The 16,289-nt window shown below is 46.5% G+C and carries 9 protein-coding genes; 2 read left to right on the top strand and 7 right to left on the bottom strand.

What is annotated here, in order from left to right; genetic code table 11:
- Nucleotides 1-2: 2 nt before the first annotated feature.
- Both ACO0K1_RS03050 and pbpC read left to right on the top strand, forming a co-directional pair.
- Nucleotides 3-5,783 (top strand): alpha-2-macroglobulin family protein, encoded by a 5,781-nt coding sequence (locus tag ACO0K1_RS03050; protein WP_423022568.1) that lies wholly within the window; start codon nucleotides 3-5, stop codon nucleotides 5,781-5,783.
- A 23-nt stretch (nucleotides 5,784-5,806) separates the two neighbouring features.
- Nucleotides 5,807-7,981, top strand: a complete 2,175-nt coding sequence (gene pbpC / locus ACO0K1_RS03045) for a penicillin-binding protein 1C (protein WP_423022566.1) — start codon at nucleotides 5,807-5,809, stop codon at nucleotides 7,979-7,981.
- A 50-nt stretch (nucleotides 7,982-8,031) separates the two neighbouring features.
- Here the strand turns inward: pbpC and ACO0K1_RS03040 are convergent, their stop codons facing one another.
- From ACO0K1_RS03040 to ACO0K1_RS03010, 7 genes are all read right to left on the bottom strand, one after another.
- The gene (locus ACO0K1_RS03040) at nucleotides 8,032-9,594 is read right to left on the bottom strand and encodes a DHA2 family efflux MFS transporter permease subunit (protein ID WP_423022564.1); all 1,563 of its coding nucleotides are present in this window, start codon (nucleotides 9,592-9,594) and stop codon (nucleotides 8,032-8,034) included.
- Entirely contained in the window at nucleotides 9,594-10,823 is a 1,230-nt protein-coding gene (locus tag ACO0K1_RS03035) for an HlyD family efflux transporter periplasmic adaptor subunit (RefSeq protein WP_423022562.1), read from the bottom strand. The genes ACO0K1_RS03040 and ACO0K1_RS03035 overlap by 1 nt, the downstream gene beginning before the upstream one ends.
- Entirely contained in the window at nucleotides 10,823-12,343 is a 1,521-nt protein-coding gene (locus tag ACO0K1_RS03030; protein ID WP_423022560.1) for an efflux transporter outer membrane subunit, read from the bottom strand. The genes ACO0K1_RS03035 and ACO0K1_RS03030 overlap by 1 nt, the downstream gene beginning before the upstream one ends.
- A 62-nt stretch (nucleotides 12,344-12,405) precedes the next feature.
- Complete coding sequence (locus ACO0K1_RS03025; protein WP_423022558.1) at nucleotides 12,406-12,876, bottom strand: MarR family winged helix-turn-helix transcriptional regulator; 471 nt, start codon at nucleotides 12,874-12,876, stop codon at nucleotides 12,406-12,408.
- A gap of 109 nt (nucleotides 12,877-12,985) precedes the next feature.
- On the bottom strand, nucleotides 12,986-14,707 hold the full coding sequence (locus ACO0K1_RS03020) for a PhoH family protein (protein WP_423022556.1): 1,722 nt from the start codon (nucleotides 14,705-14,707) through the stop codon (nucleotides 12,986-12,988).
- Nucleotides 14,708-14,823: 116 nt separating this feature from the next.
- Complete coding sequence (locus ACO0K1_RS03015; protein ID WP_423022554.1) at nucleotides 14,824-15,300, bottom strand: peroxiredoxin; 477 nt, start codon at nucleotides 15,298-15,300, stop codon at nucleotides 14,824-14,826.
- A gap of 44 nt (nucleotides 15,301-15,344) precedes the next feature.
- Nucleotides 15,345-16,280, bottom strand: coding sequence for a polysaccharide deacetylase family protein (locus ACO0K1_RS03010; protein ID WP_423022552.1), 936 nt, complete (start codon nucleotides 16,278-16,280; stop codon nucleotides 15,345-15,347).
- Nucleotides 16,281-16,289 lie beyond the last annotated feature (9 nt).

Raw genomic sequence — 16,289 nt, 5'->3', positions numbered from 1 at the left:
AAATGACTTCTGCTTTAAAGATTTCGCTCAAGCTGTTTGTTTTTCTTCTGGCAGGATTTACTTCTTTGATCGTCAGCGCGGCAAGCGTTGTACAGTTTTCTCCCCAGGGTGAAATCACCAGAGTCAGACAGGTAGTAGCGAAGTTTTCGGAAGCAGCAGTCGTATTTGGTGACCCTAAAGCAGAGGCGCCATTTGATATTCAATGTGCTGCGAGTGGTAGTGGACGTTGGGCGGATGAAAAAAGCTGGGTTTATGATTTTACCCAAGATCTTAACCCCGGAGAAAAGTGTCTATTCAGACTTAAACCAGGTTACAAAGTCCCGTCTGGTACTGGAATCTCCGGCCAGAGTGTTTTTCAATTTAGCACCGGGGGGCCAAGTGTAAGCAACGTAATGCCTTATTCCTATTCCGCCATCGAAGAAGACCAGGCCTTCATTTTTTTCCAGACGGCGGCCGCGACTGAAGCAAGTCTTCTCCAACACGTTTATTGCGAAATTGAAGGTATTCATGAACGTGTTCCTGTACGACTTCTTAGCGGCGACACACGAAAGGCCTTGCTTGCGCAATTTGCGCAATCTAGTGATCCCACAAAAATAAGCACATTTCAATGCCAGCAACGATTCCCGCCGAATGCAGCTGTAAAAGTTGTTTGGGATAAGGGCGTATCAACAACCAATGGCGTTCAGAACCAACACCTACAAAAATTTAGTTTCAAGGTTCGCCCTGTATTTAGCGCGAATCTGAGCTGTGAACGTGAGAATGCCAATGCGGCATGCACGCCAATTTTGCCAATTCGCTTGACATTTACCTCGCCTATTTCACGCAAATTGGCTGAGAAAATCGTCATGAAAAATGACAAGGCAACGATCAAACCTGATCTTGGGAATGATAAAGATGAATGGATCAGCGATTTAGTTTTTAAACCACCATTTGCTGAGAAGGTTGCATTATCGATCGAGCTACCATCAACTATTTCAGATGAAAGCGGACGTCTGCTTTCCAATATCAAGCAATTCCCATTAAAGATAATGACGGCTGGTTATCCACCATTAGCCAAGTTTCCTGCCGCGCCGTTTGGTATTGTTGAGTTAAACGCTGATGCCACGTTGCCTGTGACATTACGGAATGTAGAAAATTCATTGTTGATACGTAGCGTCGATGGCAAGCAGTTACCTGCGCAATTGGCAAATTTAAAAATTTCTGACGATGGGGCGATTATTGAGTGGCTTAGCAAGCTAAATGAATATCACGAGACGACGATCCTGAGCAATGGTAAGCCGGTCGAAACAAGAGCTATCGGCTTATTAACCTCAGAGCCGCGAGCGGAAAAAGTGAATTTACCGATGAGTACTCAAGCTGATGCGCGGCCTTTTGAGGTAGTCGGTATTCCATTTAAAGCCCCGGGCTTTTATGTACTAGAGTTAGAGTCGCAAAGACTTGGTGCGTCACTCCTCGGTAAACCTGTTCCAATGTATGTCCGTACAAGCGCACTGGTCACGAATATGGCGGTGCATATCAAACTGGGCAAAGAGAATGGGGCCGTGTGGGTAACTCGATTAGATAATGCCAAACCTGTTGCCGATGCTGATATTCAAGTCTCAGATTGTGCAGGCAAGCCTGTATGGAATGGTAAAACTAACGCAATCGGGGTAGCAATGTTACCAGCGGATTTGAAAGGTAACTGTCAAGAAAATCATAACGCCCAGCAGAATCGCATAAGGCTGGAAGGCTATTTCGTCAGTGCACGTAAAACTGATGAAAAGGGTCGGGCAGATATGGCGTTTGCTTTGTCCACGTGGAATAACGGTATTGAGGCATATCGATTTAACTTGCCGATGGATTATGGCCAGTATGCCACCATCCGGGCGCATACTATTTTAGATCGTAGTCTGTTCCGGGCAGGTGAAACTGTCTCAATGAAACATTTGATGCGCTTAGAAAACATGCAAGGACTGGCCTTCGTGAAGCCTGATCAGTTACCTACGCGTTTGCGAATTATTCATCAGGGTAGTAATCAGGAATTTCAGTTCCCTTTAAATTGGCGTGGACAAATTGCTGCTGAAAGTAAATTCACCATCCCTGTTCAGGCAAAATTAGGCCGTTACGATATTGTCTTGGATAAAGGTAAGGTTAAACAAGCACAGGCAGATAAGAATGATGCTGAAGATAACGATCGATTTGGCGAGCATACATATAATACTGGTAGCTTTCGGGTAGAAGAGTTTCGTTTGCCATTGATGCAGGGACGTTTAACACCTCCCAAAGGCCCTTTAGTTGCGCCAGGAGAAGTTGCATTAAATATGCAGTTGAACTATCTCAATGGCGGAGGCGCATCTGGACTTCCAGTTGAAATTTCAGGCATGTTGAGAAGTCGTCAGTTAAGTTTTAACGGCTATGATCAGTTTTCATTCTATGGTAACCAGGATAATGAGAATGATCAAAAAATTATCGCCAACAAAATTCCAGTAACACTTGATAAAAGTGGTGGTGGTAAAGTGGTTCTGAGTAAACTTCCCGCCGCTGATCGGCCGCGAGAATTAGTCGCAGAAATGACTTTTGCTGATCCCAATGGCGAGGTACAAACCGTCAGTAGCGTGGTGCCGTTATGGCAAGCGGGAATTGTGGTCGGTATAAAGAGCGAAAACTGGGTATCCGTAAAAAACAAAACCAGTTTTACACTTGTGAGCCTTGATACGACTGGTAAACCTGTGGCGGATGTTCCATTGTCAGTGACGGCAGTTGCAAAGAATACGAATTCTCATCGAAAACGTTTAGTCGGTGGATTTTATGCATTTGAAAATGAGGAATTGCGCCAGGATCTGGGACAGCTATGTAGTGGAAAGTCGGATGCACGTGGTTTGTTGATATGTGAGGTCGATGTCAAGACGTCTGGCAATATTGAGTTGACCGCGCATTCGACCGACCGCAATGGCAAAAGCGCCATCGCTAAGACGTCGTTTTGGTCGACAGGTCGGGGCGAAATCTGGTTTGATGGCGAAAATCAGGATCGCATGGATGTCTTGCCGGAAAAGAAAGAGTACCAACCAGGTGACACGGCTAGTTTTCAAATTCGAATGCCATTCAGGTCGGCAACGGCACTCGTTGCCGTTGAGCGGGAAGGTGTGATCGACACCATGGTAGTGGAATTGAATGGCCGCGATCCGACCATTAAATTGCCGATAAAAGCGTCATACGGGCCGAACGTTTTTGTCTCGGTTTTGGCAGTCCGCGGTCGTACGCGCGATGTGCCGTGGTATTCATTCTTTACGTGGGGGTGGCGGGAACCGATCAATTGGTTTGCAGAGTTTAAGGAATATCAGGCGCCAAGCGCAACAATAGACCTTGCAAAACCGGCCTACAAGTACGGCATTGCAGAGATTTCCGTCGGTACTGCTGGCAATCAGCTTGCAGTAAATGTGAGCAGTGATAAAACTAACTATCCGATTCGTGGCACCGCCAAAGTTTCTATTCACGTTAACCTTCCTAACGGAAAACCTGCAGCGGGTGCTGAACTCGCAGTTGCTGCAGTGGACGAAGCTTTGCTTGAATTGCAACCGAATGAGAGTTGGAACGTACTGCCAGTACTCTTACAAAGGCGTTCTTACGGCGTGGAAACGGCAACGGCACAAATGCAAGTTATTGGTAAGAGGCATTACGGTCGGAAGGCAGTCGCTGCCGGTGGTGGTGGGGGCAAGTCTCCAACCAGAGAACTACTCGACACCCTTTTGTTGTGGAAACCCGTCGTTGTACTCGACGTTAACGGTAATGCGCAGATTGACGTACCACTTAACGATGCGCTGAGTAGCTTCAAAATCGTAGCCATTGCGCAGAGTGGTACAAGCTTGTTTGGCACCGGCAGTACAACGATCAAGACCTCTCAGGATTTACAAATTATCTCTGGGCTGCCACCAGTAGTCCGTGAAGGTGATCGTTATACAGCAATGTTCACTTTGCGAAATACGTCTGCACGAGCGATGAATGTTGCTGTACAAATTAAAACATCTGGCACCGTCAATAAGCCAGTAGATCAACAATTGCAAATTCCTGCTGGTGAAGCACGTGAGCTGAGTTTGCCAATTGAAGTGCCAAACATGAATGGTGACGTTCAAAGCCAGCAATTGCAATGGGATGTTCAGGCACAAGAGACTGGCACTATGCCAGCAGGAGTGGCAAAAGACGGTTTAAAAATTATTCAGAAATTAATTCCGGCTATACCGGTTACAGTGCAACAAGCTAGTCTCACGCAGTTAGACAAGACGCTTACGCTTGCGGTCAATCAACCTTCTGAAAGCTTGCTGGGACGAGGTGGTTTGAAGGTTTCATTATTGTCGAGCCTGGCTGGCGGTAGCGAAGGAATTTATCGCTTTTTTGAGAGCTATCCTTATTCTTGTCTTGAGCAAAAAACCTCCAAGGCAATCGGTTTGCGTGACCCGGCGATGTGGCAAAAAGTCACTGCCGAATTGCCTACCTATCTTGATGGGGATGGGCTTGCCTATTACTATCCGCCGTCTGACGCCACGGGTCGCAACGGTAGTGACACACTTACTGCCTATTTGGTATCTGCTACGCACGAAGCAGGGTATGTGATTCCCGATTCGATCAGAGAAAAAATGCTGGCTGGACTCAGTGCGTTCGTTGAAGGAAAAATCACACGCGATTTTTGGGCACCGAGAAAAGATCTGGATGTGCGTAAATTGGCCGCCTTAGAGGCACTTTCTCGCTACCATCTGGTGCAGCCACGTATGTTGGGTTCAATCCAAATTAATCCAAACCTCTGGCCGACAAATGCAGTATTAGACTGGTATTCGATTTTATTGCGCACACCCGCATTACCACAACGCGACGCTGCACTGAAGGAAGCTGACCAGATTTTAAGAAGCCGCTTGAATTATCAAGGCACGCGAATGGGTTTTTCTACTGAGCGCGACGATTACTGGTGGTGGTTGATGGGTAACGGTGACGTCAATGCAAACCGCTTACTTTTGGTTATGCTCGATAGTGCTCAGTGGCGGGATGATTTACCTAAAATATTGAATGGAACGATTCAACGTCAGATGAGAGGTCATTGGATGACAACGACGGCCAATGTGTGGGGCGTATTGGCGCTGGAAAAATTTGCTGCAAAATTTGAATCCGAGAAAGTGAGTGGCACGACCAAGGCTATTCTGCAACAGGCGAGTGGCGCGCCTATTTCTGAGCAAAGTTATACGTGGCCAGGAAACACTAGTGCCGGATTCATGTTGGCATGGCCTGCCAAAGCAGTAAATCCTTTGGCGCTTAAACTGAATCAGGATGGCAAAGGTAAACCTTGGGTGAACCTACAAAGTTTGGCGGCAGTTCCTTTGAAGGCAGCGTTTTCTAGCGGCTATCGATTGACGAAAACAATAACGCCGGTGGAACAAAAAAATGCTGGTGCATTTAGTCGTGGCGATATCTTGCGCGTGAAGCTTGAGGTAGACGCTCAAACAGATATGACGTGGGTTGTGGTTAATGATCCTATCCCAGCCGGTGCGAGTTTGCTCGGCTCTGGTTTAGGCCGTGACTCTGTGATTGCTACGAGTTCCGAGCGCAGTAACGGTAGTGCTTGGATCGCCTACGAAGAGCGAAGCTTTGAAGGTTTCCGGAGCTACTATCAATTTGTACCTAAAGGAAAATTTAGTTTGTCGTACACAATTCGGCTGAACAATCCAGGTGAGTTCCAATTGCCGCCGACAAGAGTAGAAGCAATGTATGCACCAGAGATGTTTGGTGAATCACCTAATGCAAGTATGATAGTAAAGTGAGGCACGTTTACTGTTGTCTTTTTTTGGCGCTGTTCGTCGCAGTTTTTCCGGTCGAACGCGCTTTTGCAGTGACGAGTTTCAACGAAGTCAAAAATCAATATGCTTCGTCAGATGCCGTGTTATTAGATCGTCATGGCGTGGTCATTGATCAATTGCGGGTAGACCTGAAAGAACGCAAGTTATCGTGGATCAGTTTGGGTGATATATCGCCAGCTTTAAGAAATGCTTTAATTACATCTGAAGACAAACGTTTTTATGAGCACTCCGGTATCGATTGGAGTGCCGTTTCCGCCTCTGCATGGGGCAATTTCTGGAATACGAAAACTCGTGGCGCTTCAACGATTACCATGCAGTTGGCGGGTTTGTTGCAGGAAGATTTGAAACGACATGCCGGTGGCCGAACATTGTCACAGAAAATTTCCCAGGCTTATATTGCCCAACAACTGGAAAAGGCGTGGCGCAAAGATCAGATTTTGGAGGCATATCTAAATCTGGTACCTTTTCGTGGGGAACTGGTCGGCGTTCATGCCTTATCTCGCGTTTTGTTTGAAAAACATCCTAGTGGCCTCGATCAAATAGAAGCAGCTATAGCCGTTGCCTTAATCCGTGCGCCTAATGTGTCTGTCATGAAAGTCAGTGAGAGGGCATGCCACATTCTCAAAGAGCAGCAACATCCTGAATATTGCGCCAATGTAGAGGGGCAGAGTACCGTCGCATTTTCGCATTTAAATACAAAAGCGATCTTCTTTGATGACGCCAATATCGGTGGAGCAATCCATCTTGCTCCACATTTTGCTCGCAGGTTATTAAACAGTGAGCAAAAAACAGTGCGTTCTACGATAGACGCGAAGCTTCAAGCTTTCGCGAAGGATAGTCTGGTTCGTCAGTTATCTGCGTTGGTTGATAGAAATGTCGAAGATGGTGCAATTGTGGTGCTGGATAATGCTAGTGGCGACATCTTGGCGTGGGTCGGGTCTAGTGGCAACTTATCAGATGCAAGTCAGGTTGACGGCGTCGTCGCATTGCGTCAGGCCGGTTCAACATTGAAGCCATTTTTATATGAACGCGCAATTGAAAAAAAATTGATTACGGCAGCATCATTGCTGGATGACACGCCAGTCAATATAAGTACGTCGGGTGGTTTGTATGTGCCACAAAATTACGATAAGCATTTTAAGGGACTGGTGAGTGCAAGAACAGCGCTGGCGTCTTCACTCAATATTCCTGCTGTGCGGATTTTAATGAGCGTGACCGAAGATGATTTTTTTCAACGTCTGCAGTCGTTGGGGTTTCAATTACGTGAAACTGGCTCCTATTATGGCTTTAGCCTGGCGCTCGGAAGTGCTGATGTTAGCTTACTTAATTTAAGCAATGCGTATCGAAGTCTCGCAAATTCAGGTCGTTATAGTCCGCTCCGTTACAAATTTTCAGAGAAATCACCCACTCCTTTACCAGTGATGGAGGCAGGGGCAACTTATATTGTGAGTGACATGTTGAGTGATCGCGCTGCCAGATCACTCACGTTTGGTCTTGAGAGTGCGCTTGCAACAAGGATGTGGTCAGCGGTTAAGACCGGTACTTCCAAGGACATGCGTGACAACTGGTGCATAGGATTTTCAGATCGGTACACCGTCGGGGTATGGGTGGGTAATGCTTCTGGCGCGCCGATGTGGGACGTATCAGGTGTTACGGGCGCGGCGCCGGTATGGCAAGAGATCATGCATTATTTAAACTCAAGTGATGGTGCTATGCAACGATTACGTCCCCGCACGTTGCCGTCTAACGTCGTTGCAACAACAATTCATTATAGCAATGAGGTCGAGCCTTCCAGACGCGAGTTTTTTCTCCGTGGAACTGAGCAAACAGAAATTCGACATGCGCAATCTGACCAGATCGTCGCCACAATTCGTTATCCGAAATCGGGTATGGTCGTGGCACTTGATCCAGATATTCCGTTTGCACGTCAACGAGTGCGATTCAGTGCGTCTGCTGGTGATCAAAAAATTTCATTGGTGCTGGATGGTAAGCTTATACCAACGCAGGCATCGCAAGGTTCAGCTCATCACGGTGACCTGAAGTATGAATGGTTTCCATGGCCAGGAAAGCATGTCTTAACTCTATTGGATCAAAAGGGGAATGTAGTCGATCAGGTGCGATTTGAAGTTCGTGGTGCGGTAGAAAAGAAGGGGCGGCCATAATTTAGTCGACCCTTCCTTGATTTGCGACATTGAGCTTAAAAGACGGCGTGCTAATGCGCTCCGCCAGCATCAACCGGTGCAGCTGATTTTTTAGGTTTGGTAAGCCAGACGAAACCAATCAGACTTAAAAACATAAATGCAGCAAGATAGAAAATATCGGTCGCCGCCATGGTGCTGGCTTGAACTGAGATGATGCGATCAATCACCGCATAGGCGCCAGATTCAGGTACGCCTTGTTGTCCTAATCCTTGCACGGTTTGCACAAAGACAGGAAAGCTACTACCTGTATTTTCAGTGATTTGCGCATGGTGCAAAGTGCTACGACTATCCCACAAAGTAGTCATTATCGAAGCCCCCATACCACCACACATAATCCGCACGAAATTTGATAAACCCGATGCAGCAGGAATTTTTTCTGGTTTTAGTCCTGACAAGATGATTGAGGTCAACGGAATAAAAAACATCGACATTGCTGCGCCTTGAATCAAGGTTGGAATGAGTAATGTAATTGTGTCCACATCTGTGGTAAATCTCGCTCTCAAGAAAAATACCACAGCAAATAACAGAAAAGCGAGCGAAGCAATTTTTCTGGCATCAGTCTTAGGCAATGTTTTACCGATAATAGGTGACAAGATAATCGCAAAAATACCCACTGGCGCCATAATCTTGCCTGCCTCTGTCGCGGTATAGGATAGTTGGGTCTGTAACCACAGCGGCATAATCACCAGGCTACCAAAAAAGAGGCCGTATCCAATCGATATTGCAAGAACACCCGCAGAGAAATTTCTTCCGCTGAACAGAGAAAGATCGACCACAGGATGTTGCTGACCGCGCTCCCAAATGATGAAATAGATCAGACCAACGGCGGCGATTGCTGTCAATAATATAATTTCACCAGAATTAAACCAATCGAGCTCTTTGCCCTTGTCGAGCATAATCTGCAGTGAGCCTACCCAGATCACCAACAAAAAGAGACCTACTTTATCGATAGGTAAAGATCTTATTTGTGATTCACGGGTGTGATAAATTGTCCAAGTGGCGTAGGCGGTAAACAGACCTACTGGCACGTTAATATAAAAAATCCACGGCCAGGAATAGTTGTCGGATATCCATCCGCCTAGCAAGGGCCCCATAATGGGCGCGACAAGCGTCGTCATTCCCCACAGCGCCAGCGCCATAGAACTCTTGGACGGCTTATAACTACCTAATAACAATGCCTGAGATAATGGAATCATTGGTCCTGCCACTGCACCTTGCAAAATGCGTGCAGCAATCAGGGTTTCAATATTCGGTGCCATCCCGCACAACCACGACGAAAACACAAAAAGTAAGATAGAAGTCATAAATAACTTTACCTGGCCAAATTGTGTCGTCAGCCAACCTGTCAGCGGAACGGAGATTGCGTTGGCGACGGCAAAAGATGTAATAACCCACGTCCCTTGCTGTGGTGATACCCCAAGATTGCCCGAAATCGCTGGAATTGAAACGTTAGCGATCGATGAGTCGAGAACATTCATAAAGGTTGCCAGCGAGAGGACGAGTGTCCCCATCGCCAATTTAGCACCTTGTAGAGGCGGGTGCGGCGCGTTAGGCGCACTAGATGCCGAGCTCATTACTTTGCCTTGCTTGAGATGGCAGTTGTTGCCAGATTCGCGTTAATAATTTGCGCGATTCGCTGATCTGCGTCCTTGCCGGCTTGTTCAAACACCTTTGTTTGATAGATTGGCGTAGTGCTGACGTTCGGACTTGCCGCAATTGGCGTGCCTTGTTGTTCAGAAATGTTTACTTCGATCTGCATAGAGACGCCGATACGCAAAGGATGTTCTGCTAACTCTTTAGGATCGAGAGAAATGCGTACAGGAACACGTTGGACAACCTTAATCCAATTTCCGCTCGCGTTTTGTGCTGGCAAAAGTGCGAAGGCAGAGCCTGTACCTGCTGACATCCCTAAGACTTTGCCATGAAACTCGACCTTACTGCCGTAGATATCGGAATGTAAAACTACATCCTGACCAATTCGCATGTGTGCCAATTGTCCTTCTTTAAAGTTTGCATCAACCCACAAAGAATTGAGCGGGACGATCGACAGTAAAGGTGCGCCGGCTGCGACGCGTTGCCCTACTTGGACAGCGCGTTTCGCAATATAGCCTGTTAATGGTGCCGGGATGCTTGTACGGCTGTATGCGAGGAGCGTTTCACGAACCTTAGCGGCAGCGCGTAAGACATTGGGGTGTTGGGCAACACTTGTGTTTTCAGTGAGGGCATGGTTCGAGGTTAGTTGTTCGCGTGCGGCGATCAAAGCGGCTTCAGCTGTTTTGAGTGTGTCACGCGCATGCTCCAGTTCTTCTGTCGAAATGGCGCCGGTGCTTAACAATTGTTGGCGACGTGCCAAATCAGCTTTTGCACGTTCAACATCGGTGCTACGTACATCGATGTTTGCTTGCAAGCTTGCATTGTTCGCAAATAAGACTTTGACCTCTCGCACCGTTTGTGCAAGTTGTGCTTCTGCTTGTTCGAGTGCGACCTTTGCATCAGTCTGATCTAATTCGATGAGCGGCTTTCCGGCTTGCACCAGATCGGTGTCGTCGGCATGAATGGCCAATACTGTGCCTGCGACCTGTGGCGTTACTTGAACGACATTGCCTGCAGCATACGCATCTTCAGTATGTTCGTAATGGCTACCAATCAAAGTCCACCAAACGCCATAAGCAGCAATGGCAACTACCAGCAGCGTAGTAACAATGATTAATAATGTGCGACGGTTATTGCCATCTGGCGCTGCATCGATCGTTGTGGATGTAGTCGGGGCGTTATTTGTTGTATTTTGAGATGGAGCGTTCATTACGCTGCCTCCGGTTTGTTAGTGACTTGGGTTGCAGGAATAGACTTTGAATTCGTCGTGTCGGCTTTGCTGTCATAACCGCCGCCGAGTGCTTTAATTAAATTGATCTGGCTTTCCGCACGACGGAAGCTGATATCTAAGGTTTGTTTTTGCTGTGTTAAGAGCGCACTTTCTGCTGAAAGTACAGGGAGCATATTTGCGGTTCCGGCTTGTTGGCGTTGTTGCGCCAGTTGTAAGCTAATTTTTGTCGCTTGTTCGGCTTTAGCCTGTTCCTTCGCCTGTATTTCACTTACCTTAATCGTTTGCAATTGATCTGCGACGTCATGTAATGCGTCCGTCAGACTCTGATTGTAAGTGGCGACTGCAACATCGTAGTTGGCGACTTTATTTTTTAGCTGCGCTCTTAAGCGACCACCTTCAAAAATAGGTAAATGTATCGAAGGACCAACGCCGAGAATGAGGCTGCTACTTTTGAAGAAATTCTCCAGGCCAGCTCCAGTGCCGATGTCTGATAAACCTGCAAACCCGATAATATTGATGTTGGGGTAAAACTGAGTTTTGCCGATGTCGATATCGCTCTGGTTGGCTTCTACACGCCAGCGCGCAGCGACGATATCTGGACGTCGGCTGAGGAGTTCTAAGGGGAGGTTTGCTGGTAACTGTAAGTTTTGTGACGGTTGATATTGTGGCCGCGCGATGAGTGCGCCACGGGCAGGCTCTTCGCCCAGCAATGCCGCCAATTGATTGCGTGTCAATGCAATGGCTGATTCCCATGAAGAGATATCATTTTGTAATGCTGACACCTGAATCAAACCTTGCTGGATATCTGATTTTGTATCTAAACCAGCTTTGACGCGTTGAGCGATAAGCTGATCATATTTCTCACGAATGGCTAACTGCTTTTGACTCAATTCGAGTTGCGCATATTGGCGTGACAGTTGGATCCAGCTGCGGGCAACGGCGTTACTTAAGATTAAGCGTGCACTTTGCTGTTCAGCTGCTGCGACTTGCTCTTGTGAGAGGGCGCTGCGCATTTCTGCCTTATGTTTGCCCCAAAAATCCACATCGTAAGATACGCCGATGGCGAACTCATTGTCTGAATAGTAGTTTCCAGCCAGCGGAGGAGGGACCAAGCCATGTTCAGTAAAGCGTTGAAACGTGTTTTCGAAACTTGCATTCACGCTAGGCAATCTGTTCGCGCCAACATAGTCGCTTGCTGCTTTTGCCGCATTGATGCGTGCTGCAGCAATTTGTAGACTTGGACTATTGGCCAGGGCGGAGTTAATCAGGTCTTGTAGTTGTTGACCACCAATATTTTTTGCCCAATTACTGTCCGGCCATTGGCCATTTTGTTGGCCATCAATATCAAAATTGTTGCTGGCGGATACTTGCTTGAGCTTTGCTTGACTCTCTATGCCGTTAAAACTTACACAGGCCGATAATATCGAAAGGGTACCAGTTACCAATGCGAAACGAATTATATTTCGCGAATTAAGTTTGTATTTATATGATGGCTTCATATCTGATCATTCACATGTTGAATGTTGATTTAATTAACATTAATTATTTTTTTTAATAATGTTTAACGTGTTTCTAAGAGGCCGCGGTTTGCCAGAAGTTTTCTTAGTAAACACTTAAGAAAACCAATTTCTTCTTGAGAAAAACCGGTAAAGCCGACGTCTAGTACTGATTTGTAAATGGCTGGAAGTTTCTGCGCAAGAGCATTGCCTTCGGCAGTCAACTCGAGCTTATTCAAGCGTTTGTCACTTGGGTCAGTAATTCGCTGTATAAAACCTTTTGCTTCTAATTTGTCGAGGGTGCGTTTCATTGCAGCAGAATCAATAAATAACTCGCGCGATAATTCTGCTGCAGTGGCGCATTTGCCGATGGACAACATCATAAACACGCTACCTTGTGAGTGCGTTATACCAAAAGAGTGCAGTGATTCATCAATGCCTTGAGAAAGCATTGTCCTCGCTCTTGCCAAAAGATAGCCAACGCTATCTTCGATCTTTGTCGCGTCAAATTGTACTGAGGGGATTTCGTGGTTCATGATTGCAATAAATCGTTGCCTAGGCAAGAGTCTACCTCACCTAAAATTTTTCTGCAGGAGACATAAAAAAAGCGCTGCAATGCAGCGCTTTTTTTTAAATTATGTGTAATTACAAAATTTCACTCGCATGATCAGCCAAGCGAGAGCGTTCACCTCGTGCCAGTGTGACATGACCACTATGTGCCCACCCTTTAAAGCGATCTACCACGTATGTTAAGCCGCTAGATCCCTCGGTCAGGTACGGTGTATCTATCTGTGCAATATTGCCCAGGCAAATAATTTTCGTTCCCGGGCCAGCGCGGGTTACCAATGTTTTAACTTGTTTTGGTGTCAAATTCTGTGCCTCATCAATAATCAGGAATTTATTGACAAATGTGCGGCCACGCATAAAGTTAAGTGACTTGATTTTAATTTTTGAGCGAATCAAGTCCTGCGTTGCTGCACGACCCCAATCCCCGGCATCATTGTCAGATTTGTTAAGTACCTCTAGATTGTCATCAAATGCACCCATCCAAGGTGACATTTTTTCCTCTTCGGTTCCTGGTAAGAAACCAATGTCTTCTCCAACTGGCACTGTGACGCGTGTGACAATGATTTCATTATAAGTTTTGGTTTCAAGTACTTGCGCTAAACCTGCGGCCAGTGCCAATAATGTCTTGCCAGTACCTGCCTGACCAAGCAAAGTGACAAAATCACATTCAGGATCCATCAGTAAATTAAGTGCAAAATTCTGCTCTCTGTTGCGTGAAGTAATACCCCAGACGCTGTGTTTGATATGTCCGTAATCGCGCAATGTTTGCAGAACAGCAGTTTTGCCGTTGATCTGACGCACTTGTCCATAAAACGATGCTTCTCCGTTTTTTGGTTCCAGATAGACGAATTGATTGACTAATAAACTAGGAATGACTGGACCCGTAATGCGGTAAAAAGTGCTGCTCAGGCCATTTTTATTTTCTTGCCAGGTTTCTATGCCTTTGCCATGTTTATTCCAAAAATCATCCGGTAACTGCACAATGCCTGAATACAAAAGATCTGAGTCTTCTAAAACATGATCATTGAAGTAGTCTTCGGCTGGCAAACCCATGGCACGGGCTTTAATACGCATGTTGATATCTTTCGATACCAGCACGATAGGGCGGCCGGGAAATTCCTGTTCGAGTGCGCGAACCACGCCAAGAATTTGATTGTCTGCTTTACCCTGAGGTAGGCCGGGTGGCAATGCGCCGATCTGCAATTTCGTCTGGAAGTACAAATGTCCACCGGCATCCTTGTTACCTAATTTCGATAACAAAATACCTTTTTCAATCTCGTGGTGATCAATATCGCCGACCAGCGCATCTAACGAGCGCGATACCTGGCGCGCATTACGTGCAACTTCAGACATTCCCTTCTTATGATCATCGAGCTCTTCCAGAGTAATCATCGGTAAGTAAACATCGTGTTCTTCGAAGCGGAACAGCGATGTTGGATCATGCATTAATACATTAGTATCGAGCACGAATAACTTAGTTACGCCAGATTTATCTGCGGCACGGCTGGTGCCAGACTTAATTGGATTCGATGATGTTTTATTTTTGGTTGCAGCAACGACGGCTGGCACTGCTACGGGGGTAGAAGTGGTTCTTGTAGCGACAGGAATTGTGACCTTTGGTGTAGCAGGCAAGGTTGTGGAAACAGGCTTTTTTCGCTGTGTATTGGTAGAATTTTCCGGTTTAGTCTTTTCAGGCAATGTGGCTTTAAGTGCTTTTACGGGCTTGCCTTTATCTGCTTTTGGATACTCTTTTGGAGAAAGCAAAGCGGCTGGTTTTGTCGGCATTTTAGGCAATGGCATGAAAACCTCAATCAAAAAGTGAGAGCAAAAAAAATTAAAAGCCGCTATGGCATCACCAGCGAAAAGCTGGTTTTGCCATTGGCGGCTTTATTCAATATAAATTCTGGCGAGTTCAATTAGGTTTGGGCGCTCACAAATTCAAGTACATCATCAACGTGTCCTGCGACTTTGACGCCTCTCCATTCTTTCACTAATTTACCCGTGGCGTCAATCACAAACGTGCTACGTTCTATGCCTCTTACTTGTTTTCCATACATATTCTTCATTTTCATGACATTGAACAAGTTGCAGAGTGTTTCGTCAGGATCGCTAATGAGTTCAAAGGACAGCGCCAGTTTATTTTTGAAACCCTCGTGTGAGCGAAGGCTGTCGCGGCTCACGCCAAAAACAACCGTATTTTTTTCAAGAAATTGTGGGTGCAAATCGCGGAACGCAATACTCTCAGTCGTGCAGCCCGGAGTGTTGTCTTTTGGGTAAAAATAAATAACGATATTTTTACCAGAGTATTCTTTTAGTTCAAATGTTTTACCACCAGTCATGGTGGCGGAAAAATCTGGTACCAGGCAATTTAGTGCAGAGGGGGTGTCAGCCACTGTGATCTCCTTAATTATGGTTGGGAGAAATAGCCGCTGACAGATCAGACCTGAGCGACCAATTCTCCTGAGCGCCCCGGCAATGTTGCCCAGGACAGCGGATACATGGGTAAGTCGGTGTTTTGAATGGTGTCATAGTAGGAAGCCATCGATATGCAATGGTATCCTTGCTCAGCCCAACCAGTCAGCAATTGTTCGAATATGGGGGCAAGTTTTTGGCCTTCAAGCTCTGCATGCAGAGTAAACACATGATCTCTAGGGTCTTTGGTCAACTGGAGTATGTGACTCGCAATATTACCCGTCGTGATTTCGACGTCATTAATTATGCGCCCTAACAATTCATCGAGCGTTGGCAGGGTTGTTGGCATCTGTATGCATGAACAAACACCTTCCTTCAGCGCAAGTCTGTAAGGTCCGTAGGTTGGATTTGCCAAACTGCCATCTTCATTGAGCATGGCACGCCCATCAGACGCGTAACGCATCCCAAACTGATCTAATTTCTGAAACGCAAAAGAGTTCATTTGCCAACCAGCTGCACCGTGAGTGGCAGGTGCCGTTCCAAAAATTTGCTTGAATTTACTGTGAGCTTGCTCTAATTGGTGATGCGTCCACTCAGAACCACGCTGACGCACATTGTCTTGCCAGACGACATGATCCCACGTGTGAATCCCGCATTCGAATCCAGCCTGTTGTACCGCCCGCATTTCGGCCGTGCATGCGCCGATATCTGGCGCCGGCAAAAATACGCCGTACATCAAGGTTTTAATACCATAATGTTCGACGACGGACGTGCGGGACACTTTTTGAAAAAAGCCAGGACGGAATGCGCGACGCAACGCCCAGCCAGTATGATCTTTACCCAAAGAAAAGAGGAAGGTGGCACCCGCCTGATGTTTCGTCAGAAGGCGCACCAGATTTGGTACGCCTTCTTTGGTGCCACGATAAGTATCAACGTCGATCTTGAGAACGATAGAAGGCATGTAGGCTTT

Source organism: Undibacterium sp. SXout20W (assembly GCF_049340285.1).
Lineage (GTDB): Bacteria > Pseudomonadota > Gammaproteobacteria > Burkholderiales > Burkholderiaceae_D > Undibacterium.
The sequence above is the reverse complement of the archived record's forward strand: the minus strand, read 5'-3'. Positions and strand labels throughout refer to the sequence as shown.

Coding starts and splice junctions, on each gene's coding strand:
- ACO0K1_RS03050 (WP_423022568.1), top strand. CDS start 3: ATGACTTCTGCTTTAAAGATTTCGCTCAAGCTGTTTGTTTTTCTTCTG.
- ACO0K1_RS03040 (WP_423022564.1), bottom strand. CDS start 9,594: ATGAGCTCGGCATCTAGTGCGCCTAACGCGCCGCACCCGCCTCTACAA.
- ACO0K1_RS03035 (WP_423022562.1), bottom strand. CDS start 10,823: ATGAACGCTCCATCTCAAAATACAACAAATAACGCCCCGACTACATCC.
- ACO0K1_RS03030 (WP_423022560.1), bottom strand. CDS start 12,343: ATGAAGCCATCATATAAATACAAACTTAATTCGCGAAATATAATTCGT.
- ACO0K1_RS03025 (WP_423022558.1), bottom strand. CDS start 12,876: ATGAACCACGAAATCCCCTCAGTACAATTTGACGCGACAAAGATCGAA.
- ACO0K1_RS03020 (WP_423022556.1), bottom strand. CDS start 14,707: ATGCCATTGCCTAAAATGCCGACAAAACCAGCCGCTTTGCTTTCTCCA.
- ACO0K1_RS03010 (WP_423022552.1), bottom strand. CDS start 16,280: ATGCCTTCTATCGTTCTCAAGATCGACGTTGATACTTATCGTGGCACC.